We start from the raw sequence: 15,555 nt of genomic DNA on the forward strand, positions 1-15,555 counted from the left end.
TGCAATGCTCGCCGCGTCCGTCGCTGCATCAGCGCTGACGGCAAGTGCCGCCTTGTCCGAGGAGATCACGGTCGCGACGGTCAACAATGGCGACATGATCATCATGCAGAAGCTGTCGCCCGAGTGGGAGAAGGCGACCGGAAACAAGGTGAACTGGCTGGTGCTGGAGGAGAATGTCCTGCGCGAGCGGGTCACCACCGACATCGCGACCAAGGCCGGCCAGTTCGACGTGCTGACGATCGGCGGCTATGAAACGCCGATCTGGGGCAAGAATGGCTGGCTGGCACCACTCAACGATCTCGGCGCCGACTATGATTACGACGATCTGATCGCTCCGGTCCGCAGCGGCCTGACGGTCGACGGCAAGCTTTACGCCGTGCCTTTCTACGCCGAAAGCTCATTCACCCTCTACCGCAAGGATCTGTTCGACGCCGCCGGCCTGAAGATGCCGGAGACGCCGACCTACGACCAGATCAAGGAGTTTGCCGCCAAGCTCACCGACAAGTCGAAGGAACAGTACGGCCTTTGCCTGCGCGGCAAGCCGGGCTGGGGCGAGAACATGGCCTTCGTCGGCACTCTGGTGAATACATTCGGCGGCCGCTGGTTCGACATGGACTGGAAGCCGCAGATCAATTCGCCGGCATGGAAGCAGGCGATCGGCTGGTATGTCGACGCGATGAAGCAATACGGACCTCCGGGCGTGAGTTCCAACGGCTTCAACGAAAACCAGGCGCTGTTCGCCTCGGGACATTGCGCTATCTGGATCGATGCCACATCGGCGGCGGGCCGCGTCTATGATCCCAAGCAAAGCAAGGTCGCCGACAAGGTTGCCTTCGCCAAGGCGCCGGTGGCGGTCACGCCCAATGGCTCGGCCTGGGGCTGGGCATGGAGCCTGGCCATTCCGGCTACTTCCAAAAAGGCGGAGGCCGCGAAGTCGTTCGTGAAGTGGGCGACATCGAAAGCCTATGTCCAGCGCGTCGGCGAGACCGAAGGCTGGGTCGCCGCACCTCCGGGAACGCGCAAGTCCACCTATGCCAGCCCGGACTACCAGAAGGCGGCGCCTTTCGCCGCGACGGTGCTTTCGGCGATCGAATCCGCCGATCCGACCAAGCAGACCAAGGATCCGGTGCCGTATACCGGTATCCAGTTCGTCGCCATCCCGGAATTCCAGGGCATCGGAACCCAGGTCGGCCAGGCGGTCGCTGCGGCGGTAACCGGACAGCAATCGGTGGATGACGCACTCGACGGCGCACAGAGTGCAGTGGAGAAGACGATGACGGAGGCAGGGTACATCAAATAGCCCGAGCTCAAGTCCATACAGGTGGACTCATACAGGTAGCCAAGCGGCGGGGCCGCCCTTGGCGATCCGCGCCTGTAGTGACCTCCCATCGAAGCAGGCCGGAGGATGCGCGGATCCGCCAAGGCGGGTCCGTGCGTTCGTTGGCGGCAGCCCGGCGTGACGTCGCACTCCGCCATCTGGCTGATATCTTTCGAAAACCCAGGAAGAATTCGACATGAAGCTGAACAACAAGATTGCCCTCATAACAGGCGGTGCGCGTGGCATTGGCCTCGGCTTCGCGCAGGCCTATGCGCGCGAAGGCGCCAGGGTGGTGATCGCCGATATCGACATCGAGCGCGCGACGCGGGCCGCCGCCGAGATCGGCGCGGCGGCCAGCGCCGTCAGGCTCGACGTCAGCGACCTCGATGCGATTGAGAGCGTTGTCGCCAAGGTCGATAGCGATTTCGGCGGCATCGACATCCTCGTCAACAATGCGGCCGTCTTCGACATGGCGCCGATAACCGATATCACCGAAGCGAGCTACGACCGGGTGTTCGCCATCAACCTCAAGGGGCCGCTGTTCATGATGAAGGCGGTGGCCAACGTCATGATCGCGCGCGGTCGCGGCGGCAAGATCATCAACATGGCAAGCCAGGCCGGCCGCCGCGGCGAGGCGCTGGTGACGCTTTACTGCGCCTCCAAGGCAGCGATCATCTCGGCGACCCAGTCGGCGGCACTTGCGCTGGTGAAGCACGGCATCAACGTCAACGCGATCGCGCCCGGTGTCGTCGATGGCGAGCATTGGGAGGTTGTGGATGCGCATTTCGCCCGCTGGGAAGGGCTGAAGCCGGGCGAGAAGAAGGCGGCGGTGGCGAAGTCCGTTCCGATCGGCCGGTTCGCGCAGCCGCAGGATATTGCCGGGCTTGCCGTGTTCCTGGCTTCGTCCGACAGCGACTATATCCTGGCGCAGACCTACAATGTCGACGGCGGCAACTGGATGAGCTGACGCGTGCCTGAGCCGCGCCGTCCGGAACAAGGGAGACAGACATGAAGGCCATCCGATTTACCGCCGCGGGCGTCGCCGGCATGGCGGATCTCGATCTGCCAGAGATTAAACCGGGACACGCTTTGGTGCGGGTTCGCGCGGCCGGGCTTTGCCATACCGATATCGAGGTGCTGCATGGCCGCTACGGGGAGGGCGCGTTTCCCTTGGTTCCAGGTCACGAATATGCTGGAATGGTCGAGGCGGTCGCCGACGACGTCACCACCGTCAGGACAGGCGACCGGGTTGCCGTCGACCCCAACATTCCCTGTGGCCATTGTGCCGCCTGCATGAAGGGCCTGACCAATCTGTGCGCGGGGCTGAGGGCCTACGGCGTGACCGAGAATGGCGGTTTCGCCGAGTTCAGCCTCGTTGCCGTTGATCATCTGCACGGGATCGGCGATCTCCCGTTCGAGACGGCGGCGCTCGCCGAGCCGCTCGCCTGCGTCCTCAATGGTCTTGGTGCCGCCGGGATCGAAGCCGGCGCGCGTGCGCCCGGCACGGCGCTTGTCTTTGGCGCGGGGCCGATCGGCCTGCTCCTGGCGTTGTCGCTCAAGGCCAAGGGCGTGGGAAAAGTGGCGGTCGCCGACATCAGCGAACAGCGCCTTGCCTTTGCCGAGTCTCTCGGGCTGGAGCCGCTGATGTCCGGTTCGCAGGCGCTGTCGGCGCGCGCGCGCGGCTTCGATTTCGTCGCCGACGCCACCGGCGTCGCCAAGGTGGTCGAAGGCATGATCGGCTTCACCGCCGATGGCGGCACGGCGCTGGTCTTCGGCGTCTGCGCGCCCGATGCCCGGATCTCGGTCGCACCGTTCGAGATATTTCGCCGGCAGATCAGGCTGGCCGGGTCGCATTCGCTCAACCGCAACATCCCGCAGGCGCTCGACATCCTCGCCCAAGACGATGGCACGATGGCGCGGCTGGTCAGCCACCAGTTGCCGCTTTCGGAACTGCTGCCATTCTTCGCCAAGGCCAGCGGCGACCCGACGACGATGAAGGTACAGTTCTCGGCGGAATCCTAGACCGTGGCCTGCGCGGGAAAGACAGATGCTTCGCCTTTCGGCGGAACGGTGACTCATCTATCAAGATGAGAGAGCGCGTCGCGCCTGAACGGATTCATGCGACGCGCTCCAGGTCTTTGTTTTTATGCATGTCGTTTTCCCAAAACCGCCGAACACTTTTGGGCGACATGCAATAGGGAGCGCGTGAATGGCAAAGACGATCAGGACGATGGAGGACTTTTCGGCCTTTGTCGGTCTGTCTCGCACGACGGTTTCCAAATATTTCAACGATCCCAACTCGGTAAGGAAGAACACGCGCAGCGCCATCGAGGTGGCGCTGAAGAAATCCGACTTCCGGCCTTCCATGTTCGCCGTCAATCTCAACCGCCGACGCAGCAACATCCTGGGCGTCATCATCCCGAATTCGACCGATCCCTTCTACATGGCGCTGACGCGCCGCATCGAGACGATCGCCAATGAAGCAGGGTTCCTGGCCTTCGTGCTGTCCTCGGACGGACGCGCCGAAATGGAAGACCAGGCTATCCAGACGTTCAAGTCGATGAACATCGCCGGCGCCATCATCGCGCCGCTTGGCGTGCAGTCGCACCATCGCATCCTGGCGGAACTCGGAGCGAGCATCCCGCTGATCTATGTCGACTCGCCGCTGGACGAGACCTCCTCCTTCGTCGGCACCGACAACCGACAGAGTTTTCGGCTCATCGTCGATTATCTCTGCCGGTCCGGCGCGCCGCCCTGTTACTTCGCCATGCCACTCGTCAACAACAACGCCAATGCCCGGCAGGATGCCTATGTCGAGGCCATGCGGCAGTTCAAGATGACGCCGAGCATCGTGCCAGTTACCGACACGCGGTCGTGGGATTTCGAGAAATTCGGCTTTGACGAGGCGCTCCGCATCCTGAAGGGGCCGGGCTTTGCGACCAGGACGGTGCTCTGCGCCAATGACCGCGTCGCGCTCGGCGTGATCGCGGCTGCGTATCAGTTGGGCCTGAAGGTGGGGCACGGGGCGGATTGCGACCTGCGGGTCGCCGGGCATGACGACCACCCGCTGTCACGATATGCCTGTCCGCCGCTCACAACGGTCGCGCAGAACTACAACGAGATCGGCCGGCTAGCCATCGAGCTTCTGCTGGAGAGGCTCGATGAGAAATCGCCTGCGGCAAAACCGGGAGCCGGCCGCATCCTGCTGAACGCCGAGCTGATGTTGCGAAGTTCGGCCTGACCCGTCAGGGGCCGTCCAGGAAGCATATCATGCGTCGTTCGAATATGCTGTTTTAGCGGTAACTGTTTCTTGTTGGGTTTTGTGCACATTGGCCGTGATTTGCGCGGGCAAACCCAGGGCATGGCTGAAAACGACAAGAAGAACCGCAACGGAACGTTCTGGGCGCGTGCGCTGGAGCGCGCGCATCTTGGCGTCTGGGACTGGGATATCACAAGCGGCGACTGCTTCTATTCCGCCACCTGGGCACGGATGCTTGGCTATGACGAGGGTGAGCTTGCCAACGCCAGCGACCTCTGGTTCCGGCTGACTCATCCCGACGACCGCGAACGCGCGCTGGCCAGCGGCGACCGCCACATCGCGGGCCTGAGCGACAACATCGAGACGGAGCTGCGGCTCAAGCACAAGGATGGTCACTGGGTCTGGGTGCTCGATCGCGGCGGCATCGTCGAGCGCGACGAGGACGGCCGACCCACCAGGCTGATGGGCGTCCAGACCGACATCACCAAGCAGAAGCAGGCGGAATATCAGCTCGAGCAGGTCAATGCGCGCTTTCGCCTGGCGCTCGCCGCCAGTGGCACCGGCATCTGGCACTACGACATCGACACCAACAAGAGCTATTGGGACGCCCGCACCCGGGACATATTTGGCCTGGTCGCTGACAGCGACGAGGTGACGGCTGGCCTCTGGCATACCTACCTGCATCCGGACGACAAGGCCGCCACCGAGCGGGCGCACCAGCCGCCGGCGGATTCCGACACCGTGGTGGCCTCGCAATACCGCATCATCAGGCGCGACGGCGAAATCCGCCACGTGGAATCGCTGGTGCGCTTCATCGCCGCCGGCGCTTCCGGCCAGATCCTGGGCACGGTGCGCGATATCACCGAGGACAAGCTGCGCGAGCAGGAACTGGCCTATGCCGCCCGCCACGACGCGCTGACCGGGCTGCTCAACCGCGCCGCGTTCGACCGGCTGCTGGCCGGGCATATCGCGGCGGGTCCGCTCGCGGTGTTCTATGTCGATCTCGATTACTTCAAGGCGCTCAATGATTTCGCCGGTCATGCCGCGGGCGACCTGGCGCTGAAAAGCGTCGCCAGGGGCATTGTCGGCTGCCTGCCGGCGCAGGCGCAGGCCGCGCGGCTGGGCGGCGACGAATTCGCGCTGCTGGTGCCCGATTGCGATGCAGCGCAGGCCGAGCGGCTGGCCGTCGCCGTGCTCGCTTCGGTGCGCAACGCCGATCTCGGATCGGCCACCTCACGCAAGCTCGCGGCCAGCATCGGCATCGCCTTTGTCGACGACGCCACCACCACCGTGGCCGATGCGCTCGCCTGTGCCGACGATGCCTGCTACGCGGCAAAGGCCGCCGGGCGCAACCGCTTCGCGGTGTTCTCCGCCGAGACTGCATCGGGCTCCGGTGGCCTCAATGCCGCGCGGGTCGCCGCCGACACGGTCGATGCGATGGAGGACGGAAGGCTGAAACTGTTCGGCCAGGAAATCCATTTGCTCGGCCAGGGCTGGGACAAGATCCGCCATGTCGAGGTGCTGGCGCGGATGGTCGGGCGCAATGGCCGGCTGGTGCCGCCCGGCGAATTCATCCCGGTGGCGGAGCGTTTTGGCATCGCGTCGCGGCTCGACCGCTGGATCATCAGGACCGCACTCATCCAGCATGGCCCGGCGTTGCGTGCCGGCGCGCTGACGCTCGGCTTCAACCTGTCGGCACAGACGCTGAGCGACCCGCTTCTGTGGGACTTCGTCGACGGCGTCATCGAGGAGACCGGGGCGCCGCATTCGGGCATCGGCTTCGAGATCACCGAAACCGCGGCCGTCACCAATTTCGACGCCGCCGAACAGTTCGTGCGCAAGGCGCGTGAACGGCGCTGCCGCGTCAGCCTCGATGATTTCGGCGCCGGCATGAGCTCGTTCGAATATCTGCGCCGCTTTCCTGTCGACACGATCAAGATCGACGGCTCCTTCATCGAACATATCACCGAGAGCAGCTTCGACCGCGAGATCGTCTCGGCCATCACCAGCATCGCCAGGAGCCTCGGCTGTAGCGTGGTGGCGGAGAAGATCGAGCGGCAAGACACGCTCGACATCCTCCGTGACATGGGCGTCGCTTTTGGCCAGGGTTTCCTGCTGCACCGGCCGGAGCCGCTGGAGGCGATCGTTGCGCGGGCGAGTGTTGGCATCGAGTCGGACCGGCGGATGGCTTAGGGTAGATGGGTGCGTCGCGGGAGCAGGAACGTCATCAACGTTGGCGCTGCGCCAACATTTTGTCCATCATCACATAGCGGCCTAACGAATCCGCCAGCAACCGCCAATGCGTTGCCGCCCGCCGGTTCCCCGCCTAAGCTGAGGGCTCACGCAGCGGGCAGGGGACGGGGCATTGGGGCGCAAGCAGGCGGATGCGGCGATGCGGGACCTGCAGTTTGCCAGGAATCTCGACTGGAACCTGCTGAAATTCTTCCACGAGATCGCCAATGCCCGCAGCGTCACCAGGGCGGCGCAGGAACTCAACCGCAAGCAGCCGGCGCTGAGCCTGGCGCTGCGACGGCTGGAGGAGCGGCTGGGCGTGACGCTGTGCCAGCGCGGCCCGACCGGTTTCGAGCTGACCGAGGAGGGGCGCATCCTCGCCGAGCGCTGCCGCGATTTTACCGGCGCCATCCGCGAAATCCCGGCGCGGCTGTCCGACGTGAAGGCCGAGATACGCGGGCATCTCAGGGTCATGCTGGTCAGCAATCTGGTCGCGCCGGCGCTCGATGACGCCATCGCGGCGTTCCATGCGAAGTATCCCGCCGTCGAACTGATCGTCGAGGTGGCGGCGTGGACCGAAGTGGTCAATTCGCTGATCCAGCACAAGATCGATGTCGGCATCTCGCCATCGCGGGTCAAGCGGGCCGAGCTTGCCTATCTGCACCTGTTCACCGAGATCCACCGGCCCTATTGCGGGCGTCCGCATCCGCTGTTCGGCAAGGCTGTCACCGAGCCGGCCGACCTTGCGGTGGAGGCCTTCGTGCTGACCGGCGCCGACGAGGGCGACGAACTGACCCAGTTCCGGCTCGAGCACGGGCTCGGCCGCAACATCGCCGGCATGTCCGATCATCTGGAGGAGGCCAAGCGGCTTGCGGTGCTGGGCGTCGGCCTGTGCTTCCTGCCCGAAGGCTACGCGCAGCCCGAAGTCGATGCCGGCCGGCTGTGGCCGCTGCTTTCCGGAAGCAACGTGCCGCGCAACAACATGTTCGTGGTGACGGACCCGCAGAGCCCCGGCCATACGGCGCGCGACCTGTTCATCGCCGAGATCGTCGAACCGTCGCGGGCGGGGTGAGAGGAAAATGCATTGATTTTGTCAATGTATCGCGTTCGATCTTTGGACGTTGATGGTGGGTGGAGGCCCTTTCTATGGTTGAACATGGCGACATTGCATCGGTCTCGTTGATGCTGCCCTAGAGGCAAGACGAGCAGCGTGTCGACCAGGGGAACAACCTCGAAAAGGGGAATCTGAGATGACCGTGCAAACTCCCATATCACCCAGGCAGACGCTGCCGACCGAAACGCCGCCGGCCATCGCCGACGGCGTCGAGACCATCCTGTCCGTCACCGAGGCGGACATTGCCGACTATACCGAATCCGTCGTGCCGCAGTCCAAGCGGCGTTCGAACTTCCGCATGCTGGCGCAGTTCCTGTCGATGCAGGCGGTGTTCGGCACCGTGCTCGTCGGCTACGGCGCGCGCTTCCAGGGACTGACGCTCTCCGAACTGACGGTGGCGATGCTGATCGCCGCCGGTGTGATGAGCCTCTACTGCATCGGCTCGGCCAATGCCGGCGCCGTCACCGGCCAGACCCATTCGGTCATGGCGCGCAGCATCTTCGGCACGCTTGGCAGCGGCCTCGTCTCGCTGCTTCTCATCGTCAACGGCATGGCCTTCTACCTGTTCACGGTGAAATTCATCATCGACATCGCCGGCGGGCTGATGACCTTGCCGGCGGTCGGCGCCATCACCGCGCTTTTGGCGATCGTCATGATCGTCAACACCTATTTCGGCTTTGAAGGCGTGCAGCGCTTCGCCCAGTTCGTCGCCGTGCCGGTGATCCTGGTGTGGGGCATCTTCGCCACCATCCTGGCCTTCACCACCGTGTCCAGCAGTGTGCTGGCGGCGGTGCCGCATGTCGACTCGAAGACCGGCATGCTCATGGTCATCGGCTCCATGGTCGGCCTCTCCACCTGGGGCAATGAGCCGGACTTCTTCCGCTATGCCAAGGCAGGGCGGGCCGCGTGGTGGAACATCCCGACCATCGTCATTTCCTATCTGGTCGGCGCGCTGCTGTTCCCGATCATGGGCTACATGATCGCCGCGCTCTCCAACCAGCCGGATTTCGGCCCGAGCATCAGCTACTTCGTCAACTTCACCATGTTCGGCAGCGCGCTGCTCGGCATCATCGTCATCGTCATCAACCAGTGGGCGGTGCAGGACGGCAATCTCTACATCGCCGTCAACGGCGCACAGAACGTGCTGTCCGGCATCCGCGGCTGGAAGCGCCAGTACACGGTCGTCGGCCTCGGCCTGATCGCCTCGGTGCTGACCTTCTACCTGCCGAACCTGCAGGATACGTTCAACCTGACCACCAGCATCGGCTCGACCACCGTGCCTGTGGCCAGCACGATCATGGCGATCGACCTGTTCCTGCTGCCCTGGCTGTTCGGCATCAAGCGCCCGATGTTCCGCGTCGCCAATTGGAGTGAACTCGGCATCGCCAACTGGCCGGGCGTCATCGCGCTCGCCGCCGGAACGCTGGTCGGCGTCTACACGGCGGGCCTGATCCCGATGCTCAACAGCGACTATATCGGCTTCCCGGCCTTGCAGTCCTGGCTGACCGGCGCGGTCGTCTACCTGATCGGCGTGACGCTCGTCCACAAGAGCGCCAATGTGAAGGCGCTGCTCGGCTTCTCCAGCATCTGACCCCTTGCGACGTCCGGGAGCCGCCACCGGCTCCCGGACGTCCCTCCGCTTCATTCAATGCATCCGCCATACACACGGGAGGAATCGCCATGACATCCTTCGACCTGCTCATCAGGGCGCCGCGCGCCATCATGCCCGACGGCGAACGGGCGGTTTCGATCGGCGTCAACGCCGGCCGGATTGCCCGTATCGGCGCGCTCGACATACCGGCAACCGCCAGGGAGATCGTCACGCTCGGTGATGACACCGTGCTTCTGCCCGGCCTTGTCGACAGCCACGTCCATATCTGCGAACCCGGGAACACCGATTGGGAAGGGTTCCTGACCGCGACCCGCGCGGCCGCCGCCGGCGGCATCACCACGCTGGTCGACATGCCGCTGGACAGCGTGCCAACGACGGTGACGCTGGAGGCGCTGGCCGCCAAGCGCAGTGCCGCCGACGGCCAGTGCCATGTCGATGTCGGCTTCTGGGGCGGCGCCATCCCGTCGAACCTCGCCGACCTGCCAAAGCTGCACGCCGCCGGCGTGCTCGGCTTCAAATCGTTCCTGTGCGACACCGGCACCGACGATTTTCCGGGCATTTCGCCCGAACACATGGAAAGCGTGATGCGGGTGGTGGCCAGGCTCGGCTCAACCTTCATCGTCCATGCCGAGAGCGCCGAGGCTTCGGCCCGGATGCCCACTATCAGCACAAGGCGCTACGCCGATTACCTCGCGTCGCGGCCCAAGGGCATCGAAAACCTGTCGATCGCCGAAGTGATCGAGGCGGCACGCACTACGGGCGCCCGCGCGCATATATTGCATCTGTCGAGCGCCGACGCGCTGCCGATGATCGCCTCGGCCATCGAGGACGGCGTGCGGCTCAGCGTCGAGACCTGCCCGCATTACCTGACCCTGTCGGCGGAAGAGATCGGCGACGGCGAGACCGCCGCCAAGGTCGGCCCGCCGATCCGCGAGGCCAGGAATCAGGAGCGGCTGTGGGGCGGTATCGCCGAGGGTACGCTCGACATGATCGTCTCCGATCATTCGCCCTGCACGCCCGACATGAAGGCGCTGGACACCGGCGATTTCGGCGCCGCCTGGGGCGGCATCTCCTCGCTGCAGCTCGGCCTGCCGGTGATGTGGAGCGCGGCGCGGCAGCGCGGTTATGCGCTGGCCGACATCGTGCGCTGGATGGCCGAGCGGCCGGCGGAGCTCGCCGGCCTGGCGCACAAGGGCCGGCTCGCGGTCGGCGGCGACGCCGATTTCGCGGTCTTCGCGCCCGATGCGGAATTCACCGTCGATCCGGCCCGTCTGCATCATCGCCATCCGGTGACGCCCTATGCCGGCAAGACGCTCACCGGCGTGGTCAGGGAGACCTTCCTGCGCGGTCGTCGCATCGAACCATTCGGCCGCCCGCGCGGCGCATTTATTGCTCGCGACGGCGTTGCCGCCGGCGAGACCCAAGAACTGAAAAGGAGTGCCTGAAATGAAGATCCTGGTCGTCAACGTCAACACCAGCCAGTCGATGTCGGATGTCATCGACGAGGCTGCAAAACGCGCCGCATCGGCCGGCACCGAGATCGTCACGCTGACGCCGTTCTTCGGCGCCGAAGCGGTGGATTGCAATTTCGAGAGCTATATCTCCGCTGTCGCCGTGATGGACCGGGTGCTCGCCTATGACGAGCCCTTCGACGCGGTTGTGATGGCCGGCTTCGGCGAACATGGCCGCGACGGCTTGCAGGAGTTGATCGAGCAGCCGGTGATCGAGATCTGCGAGGCCTCCGCCCATATGGCGATGATGATCGGCCGCAGCTATTCCGTCGTCACCACCTTGCAGCGCTCGGTGCCGCCGATCGAGGACCGGCTGCGGCTCTCCGGTCTGTCGGACCGCTGCGCCTCCGTGCGCGCCAACGGCATGAGCACGCTGGAGGTCGACCAGGACCCGACCGGCGCCATGCGCTCGATCGTCGAGGAAGCGCGCAAGGCGGTCGAGCAGGACCATGCCGAGGTGATCTGCCTGGGATGCGCCGGCATGGCCGGGCTGGAAGACGCCATCACCTCGGAACTCGGCGTGCCCGTCATCGACGGCGTTGCCGCCGCCGTGCGCTTCGCCGAGGCGGTGGTCGGCCTCGGGCTGAAGACCAGCAAGGTATCGACCTACGCCAAGCCGGATGCCAAGCGGATCATCGGCTGGCCGCTGTCGGAAGCGCTGGGGCTGAAGCCCCGCTCGGTCGGCCCGGCGCTGCGCGTGGGAGGCCGTCGATGAATATGATCGGCAAGACCAAGGCAGCCGAGGATGCCTATGCGATGCCCGGCCTGCAGGAGACTTTCGCCGCCGAGGTGGACTTGGCCTCGCGCTGGCTGGGCGGAAGCGTGCTGGCGGCCAGCGACGAATCCTTCGGCGAGAAGGAAAGCCTGCTGACGCCCACACCTTCGGCCTTCGTGCCCGGCACTTACGGGCCGCGCGGCGAGATCGTCGACGGCTGGGAAACCAAACGCCGGCGCGAGCCCGGCCACGACTGGGCGCTGATCCGGCTGGGCGCTGCCGGCATTATCACCGCCGTCGATGTCGACACCTCCTTCTTCACCGGCAATTTCCCGACCACGTGCCGCATCGAGGCGTGCGGCGTCGAGGGCTATCCCGGTCCGAAGGCGCTGCAATCGACCGACACCGAATGGATCGAGATCGTTCCGCGTTCGCCGCTCAAGGGCGATACCCACAACCGCTTCGAGGTTTCGGACCGGCGCCGCTTCACCCATATCCGTCTGTCGGCGTTTCCCGATGGCGGCATCGCGCGGCTGCGCGTCTTCGGCCATGTCGTCGCGGACCCGCGCCTGTTCGATCACCTGACCATCGACCTTGCCAGCCAGGACCATGGCGGCCAGGTGGTGACCAGCAGCGACGGCTTCTATACTTCGGCGGCGATGCTCAACCGGCCCGACAAGGGCCGCAACATGGGCGACGGCTGGGAGACGCGCCGCCGCCGCGACGACGGCAACGATCATGCCCTGTTCCGGCTGGCGCTGCCGGGCACGCTTCGGCTGGTCGAGATCGACACGGCGCATTTCAAATACAACGCCTCGGCCGAGGTCGCGCTTCATGGCGCGACCGGGGAGACGATGCCGCAAGCGGATTCGGATGCATGGCAGCAATTGCTGTCGCGCCGGCCCCTGCAGCCGGACACACGGCATGTCTTCCCGCTGCCGGCCAGCACGCCGATTTCCTTCGTGCGGCTCGACGCCTTTCCCGATGGCGGCATTTCCCGCGTCAGGCTGTGGGGCGCTGTCGACCCCACCGCGCGGCGCGCGGCGGGCTATCGCTGGTTCAACGCGCTGCCTGCAGGGCAGGCCGCGCATGTGCTGCGGGAATTGGGTGCATCGGCCGATCTTGCCGAGCGGCTGACGGCGGCGCGGCCGCTGGCTGGCGAGGCCATCGGTTCGCTTGGCGGCGACGCGGCGATGCTGGCAGCCATGCGGGCAATGCTGGATGGAGACGCGGCCTGACCGTGTCATACTGGGAGGAGAACACGACATGGAAACCGGCAGGCACTTTCTGACGGCGCTACGACGGCTGCTGTTCGCGGCGATGGAATTTCGCTTTGGGGCGTTGAAGACTGGGAAATGAGCGAAAACGGGCACTTCGCATAACGAAGCGAGGTGGAGCGATGAGCCGGCACCTCGTGCTAACGAGCGAACAGGTTCACCGCCATGAAATCCACGAAGACTCGAATCTTCGGGGATAGATAACGGCTCGTGGGCCAAAGGATGCGGAACGTGCCGGTCGCCGAAAGGTAGTCCTCAAGCAGCGGCCGCAGGCTTCCGTTCGCAACCTGCGCCTCGACGGCAAAGGGCGGCAGGCAGGTGACGCCGAAGCCGTTTTCGGCAAGATGGATGAGGGGTTCGATGGTGCTGGCGACAGTCGTCGTCGGCAGGTCCAGCCGCAGTTCCACACCGTCGCGCGACAGCGGCCATTGTTCAAGCTTGCCCGTACTCGGGTAGCGGTGTTGAAGACATTTGTGATGCAGAAGGTCTTCCGGCACTATCGGCGTTCCCCAGGCCGCGAGATAGTCGGGCGAGGCGACGATCTGGTGCCGGAAGCTGCCGAGCTTGCGGCTCATCAGCCGCGTGTCCCTGATATCCCCGGTTCGAACGACGGCATCGAAACCTTCCTCGATGACATCGACCAGGCGGTCCGTGAAATCGAGGTCCAGCCTGATATCCGGATAGGCTCGCATGAACGCGGACAGCGCGGGCATCAACAGCATTCCCGTCAGGGGAAGGCTGACCCGAAGAAGACCGCGCGGCGCGGTGTGGGATTTAGAAAGCTCGGCTTGCGCCTCATCGAGTTCGGACAGGATGCGCCGGCAGGTATCGAGATAGAAGCTTCCCTCCTGCGTCAGCGTCATGCTGCGCGTCGAGCGGTGGAACAGGCGTACGCCGATGCTGTCCTCAAGACGGGCGATGGCCTTGCCGACCGCCGAACTTGAAAGCCCGAGTGTCCGACTCGCCGCGACGAAGCTGCCGGCCTCGGCTGCCTGCACGAAAATGCCGAGCGTCCCCAGCTGGTCCATGACGCCTCCAATTGCGGAATGAAATTCCGTTCTCTCACGAATAGAGGACCATTTATCGTCTATCCGTGAGTCGATATCCAGTGGCGCGACGGCACGAACGCCGCTTTTCCCGACAGGAGCCCATCATGGATTCGATCTCCCCAGCCGGCTTTATCGCCAAGCCCGAACCAACGATCTTCATAGTCAATGTCATCCACGTTCACCCCGGCAAACAGGATGAGGCCTTCCGCATCATCCAGGATGTCGTGCACTACGTGGCCGAGCGAAAGGCCGGCTTCCTGTGGAGCAATCTGGCCAAGAGCACCGATGGCCTGACCGTCGTCAACATCGAGGCCATCCAGGGGGCGGGCAATGTCGACGAGTTCTTCTCCGACCCCGTCTTCGTCGAGAGGTTCCGCAAGCTCGATACAGTGTCAAAAAGTGAGTTCCACACCTACAGCGTTGGCGACCTCGTTCTGCCGAAGCTGGCGGCGGTGCTGGGTGGGGATGCGGCCTGAGGGGGGGCTTTGGGGGCGCCCAAGACGGTTAAATGAGCGAGGACGGAGAGGCGCCCTCCCTTCTCCCCCTGTGGGAGAAGGTGGATCGGCGCGCAGCGCCGAGACGGTTGAGGGGTGCTGGAAGGAATGAGGCGTTGGTGTTTTCTGGAGCACCCCTCATCCGACCTCGCTTCGCGAGGCCACCTTCTCCCACAAGGGGAGAAGGGAGGGCGCCCCGCCTCACACCGAACGGATCAAGCCACCATCAACGCGGATGTTCTGGCCGGTGATGTAGCCGGCGCCTTCGGAGGCGAGGAACGCGATTGTGGCGGCGATCTCCTCGGATTTGCCGTAGCGCTGCATCGGCACGCTGTCGCGGCGTTCCTCGGTGGCGGGCAGGCTGTCGATCCAGCCGGGCAGCACGTTGTTCATGCGCACATTGTCGGGCGCGTATTTGTCGGCGAAAATCTTGGTGAAGGCGGCAAGGCCCGCCCGAAACACCGCCGAGGTCGGGAACATCGGGCTCGGCTCGAACGCCCATGCCGTCGAGATGTTGACGATGGCGCCGGCCTTCTGCTTGACCATCTGCGGCGTGATGATGCGCACCGGCCGGATGACGTTCATCAGATAGACGTCCATGCCGGTGTGCCACTGCTCGTCGGTGATTTCCAGGATCGGCGCGCGCGGGCCATGGCCGGCGCTGTTGACGAGAACGTCGATGCGGCCAAAGCGTTCGAGCGTGACGTCCGCCAGGCGCTGCAGATCGTCATTCGACTGGTTGGAACCGGTGACGCCGAGCCCGCCCAACTCCTTGGCCAGCGCCTCGCCCTTGCCGGAGGAGGACAGGATTGCAACCTTGAATCCGTCCGCGGCCAGGCGCTTTGCCGCCGCCGCACCCATGCCGCTGCCGCCAGCGGTGACGACAGCTACTTTTTCTACACTCATCGGATTCTTCCTCTCAGGGGTTGGCGCGCAAGTCAAAGGCGATGTTTTCAGATCTCGGGCAGTGATAT

13 protein-coding genes are annotated in these 15,555 nt (G+C 64.7%); 11 read left to right on the forward strand and 2 right to left on the reverse strand.

Going from position 1 to position 15,555, the window contains the following annotated elements:
- Nucleotides 1-4 precede the first annotated feature (4 nt).
- The 10 genes from LGH82_RS30210 (at nt 5) to alc (ending at nt 12,999) form a co-directional block, all read left to right on the forward strand.
- Entirely contained in the window at nt 5-1,300 is a 1,296-nt protein-coding gene (locus LGH82_RS30210) for an ABC transporter substrate-binding protein (RefSeq protein WP_413771408.1), read from the forward strand.
- Nucleotides 1,301-1,514: 214 nt separating this feature from the next.
- The gene (locus tag LGH82_RS30215) at nt 1,515-2,285 is read left to right on the forward strand and encodes an L-iditol 2-dehydrogenase (RefSeq protein WP_227346179.1); all 771 of its coding nucleotides are present in this window, start codon (nt 1,515-1,517) and stop codon (nt 2,283-2,285) included.
- A 41-nt stretch (nt 2,286-2,326) separates the two neighbouring features.
- Entirely contained in the window at nt 2,327-3,340 is a 1,014-nt protein-coding gene (locus LGH82_RS30220) for a zinc-dependent alcohol dehydrogenase family protein (protein WP_227346180.1), read from the forward strand.
- A gap of 208 nt (nt 3,341-3,548) precedes the next feature.
- The gene (locus tag LGH82_RS30225) at nt 3,549-4,559 is read left to right on the forward strand and encodes a LacI family DNA-binding transcriptional regulator (RefSeq protein ID WP_227349729.1); all 1,011 of its coding nucleotides are present in this window, start codon (nt 3,549-3,551) and stop codon (nt 4,557-4,559) included.
- Between the two features lie 120 nt (nt 4,560-4,679).
- Complete coding sequence (locus tag LGH82_RS30230; protein WP_227346181.1) at nt 4,680-6,770, forward strand: EAL domain-containing protein; 2,091 nt, start codon at nt 4,680-4,682, stop codon at nt 6,768-6,770.
- Between the two features lie 199 nt (nt 6,771-6,969).
- Nucleotides 6,970-7,881 (forward strand): LysR family transcriptional regulator, encoded by a 912-nt coding sequence (locus LGH82_RS30235; protein ID WP_227346182.1) that lies wholly within the window; start codon nt 6,970-6,972, stop codon nt 7,879-7,881.
- 178 nt (nt 7,882-8,059) lie between these two features.
- Entirely contained in the window at nt 8,060-9,514 is a 1,455-nt protein-coding gene (locus tag LGH82_RS30240; RefSeq protein ID WP_227346183.1) for a hypothetical protein, read from the forward strand.
- 89 nt (nt 9,515-9,603) lie between these two features.
- Entirely contained in the window at nt 9,604-10,980 is a 1,377-nt protein-coding gene (allB, locus tag LGH82_RS30245; RefSeq protein ID WP_227346184.1) for an allantoinase AllB, read from the forward strand.
- A gap of 1 nt (nt 10,981) precedes the next feature.
- Nucleotides 10,982-11,761, forward strand: a complete 780-nt coding sequence (locus LGH82_RS30250) for an aspartate/glutamate racemase family protein (RefSeq protein WP_227346185.1) — start codon at nt 10,982-10,984, stop codon at nt 11,759-11,761.
- A complete protein-coding gene (gene alc / locus LGH82_RS30255) occupies nt 11,758-12,999 on the forward strand; it encodes an allantoicase (RefSeq protein ID WP_227346186.1) in 1,242 nt (413 codons plus the stop codon). The genes LGH82_RS30250 and alc overlap by 4 nt, the downstream gene beginning before the upstream one ends.
- A gap of 179 nt (nt 13,000-13,178) precedes the next feature.
- On the opposite strand, the gene LGH82_RS30260 is transcribed toward alc, so the two are convergent.
- The gene (locus tag LGH82_RS30260) at nt 13,179-14,066 is read right to left on the reverse strand and encodes a LysR substrate-binding domain-containing protein (protein ID WP_227346187.1); all 888 of its coding nucleotides are present in this window, start codon (nt 14,064-14,066) and stop codon (nt 13,179-13,181) included.
- Between the two features lie 125 nt (nt 14,067-14,191).
- On the opposite strand from LGH82_RS30260, the gene LGH82_RS30265 reads away from it, so the two are divergent.
- Complete coding sequence (locus LGH82_RS30265) at nt 14,192-14,563, forward strand: antibiotic biosynthesis monooxygenase (RefSeq protein WP_227346188.1); 372 nt, start codon at nt 14,192-14,194, stop codon at nt 14,561-14,563.
- A 219-nt stretch (nt 14,564-14,782) separates the two neighbouring features.
- Here LGH82_RS30265 and LGH82_RS30270 read toward each other — a convergent pair whose 3' ends face one another.
- Nucleotides 14,783-15,487: an SDR family oxidoreductase gene (locus LGH82_RS30270; protein ID WP_227346189.1), complete on the reverse strand. Its 705-nt coding sequence runs from the start codon at nt 15,485-15,487 to the stop codon at nt 14,783-14,785.
- Nucleotides 15,488-15,555: the final 68 nt, after the last annotated feature.

The sequence above is a fragment of the Mesorhizobium sp. PAMC28654 genome, assembly GCF_020616515.1.
In the GTDB taxonomy this organism is placed as follows: domain Bacteria; phylum Pseudomonadota; class Alphaproteobacteria; order Rhizobiales; family Rhizobiaceae; genus Mesorhizobium.

Coding starts and splice junctions, on each gene's coding strand:
- LGH82_RS30220 (WP_227346180.1), top strand. CDS start 2,327: ATGAAGGCCATCCGATTTACCGCCGCGGGCGTCGCCGGCATGGCGGAT.
- allB (WP_227346184.1), top strand. CDS start 9,604: ATGACATCCTTCGACCTGCTCATCAGGGCGCCGCGCGCCATCATGCCC.
- LGH82_RS30230 (WP_227346181.1), top strand. CDS start 4,680: ATGGCTGAAAACGACAAGAAGAACCGCAACGGAACGTTCTGGGCGCGT.
- LGH82_RS30215 (WP_227346179.1), top strand. CDS start 1,515: ATGAAGCTGAACAACAAGATTGCCCTCATAACAGGCGGTGCGCGTGGC.
- LGH82_RS30250 (WP_227346185.1), top strand. CDS start 10,982: ATGAAGATCCTGGTCGTCAACGTCAACACCAGCCAGTCGATGTCGGAT.
- alc (WP_227346186.1), top strand. CDS start 11,758: ATGAATATGATCGGCAAGACCAAGGCAGCCGAGGATGCCTATGCGATG.
- LGH82_RS30240 (WP_227346183.1), top strand. CDS start 8,060: ATGACCGTGCAAACTCCCATATCACCCAGGCAGACGCTGCCGACCGAA.
- LGH82_RS30270 (WP_227346189.1), bottom strand. CDS start 15,487: ATGAGTGTAGAAAAAGTAGCTGTCGTCACCGCTGGCGGCAGCGGCATG.
- LGH82_RS30235 (WP_227346182.1), top strand. CDS start 6,970: ATGCGGGACCTGCAGTTTGCCAGGAATCTCGACTGGAACCTGCTGAAA.
- LGH82_RS30210 (WP_413771408.1), top strand. CDS start 5: ATGCTCGCCGCGTCCGTCGCTGCATCAGCGCTGACGGCAAGTGCCGCC.
- LGH82_RS30265 (WP_227346188.1), top strand. CDS start 14,192: ATGGATTCGATCTCCCCAGCCGGCTTTATCGCCAAGCCCGAACCAACG.
- LGH82_RS30260 (WP_227346187.1), bottom strand. CDS start 14,066: ATGGACCAGCTGGGGACGCTCGGCATTTTCGTGCAGGCAGCCGAGGCC.
- LGH82_RS30225 (WP_227349729.1), top strand. CDS start 3,549: ATGGAGGACTTTTCGGCCTTTGTCGGTCTGTCTCGCACGACGGTTTCC.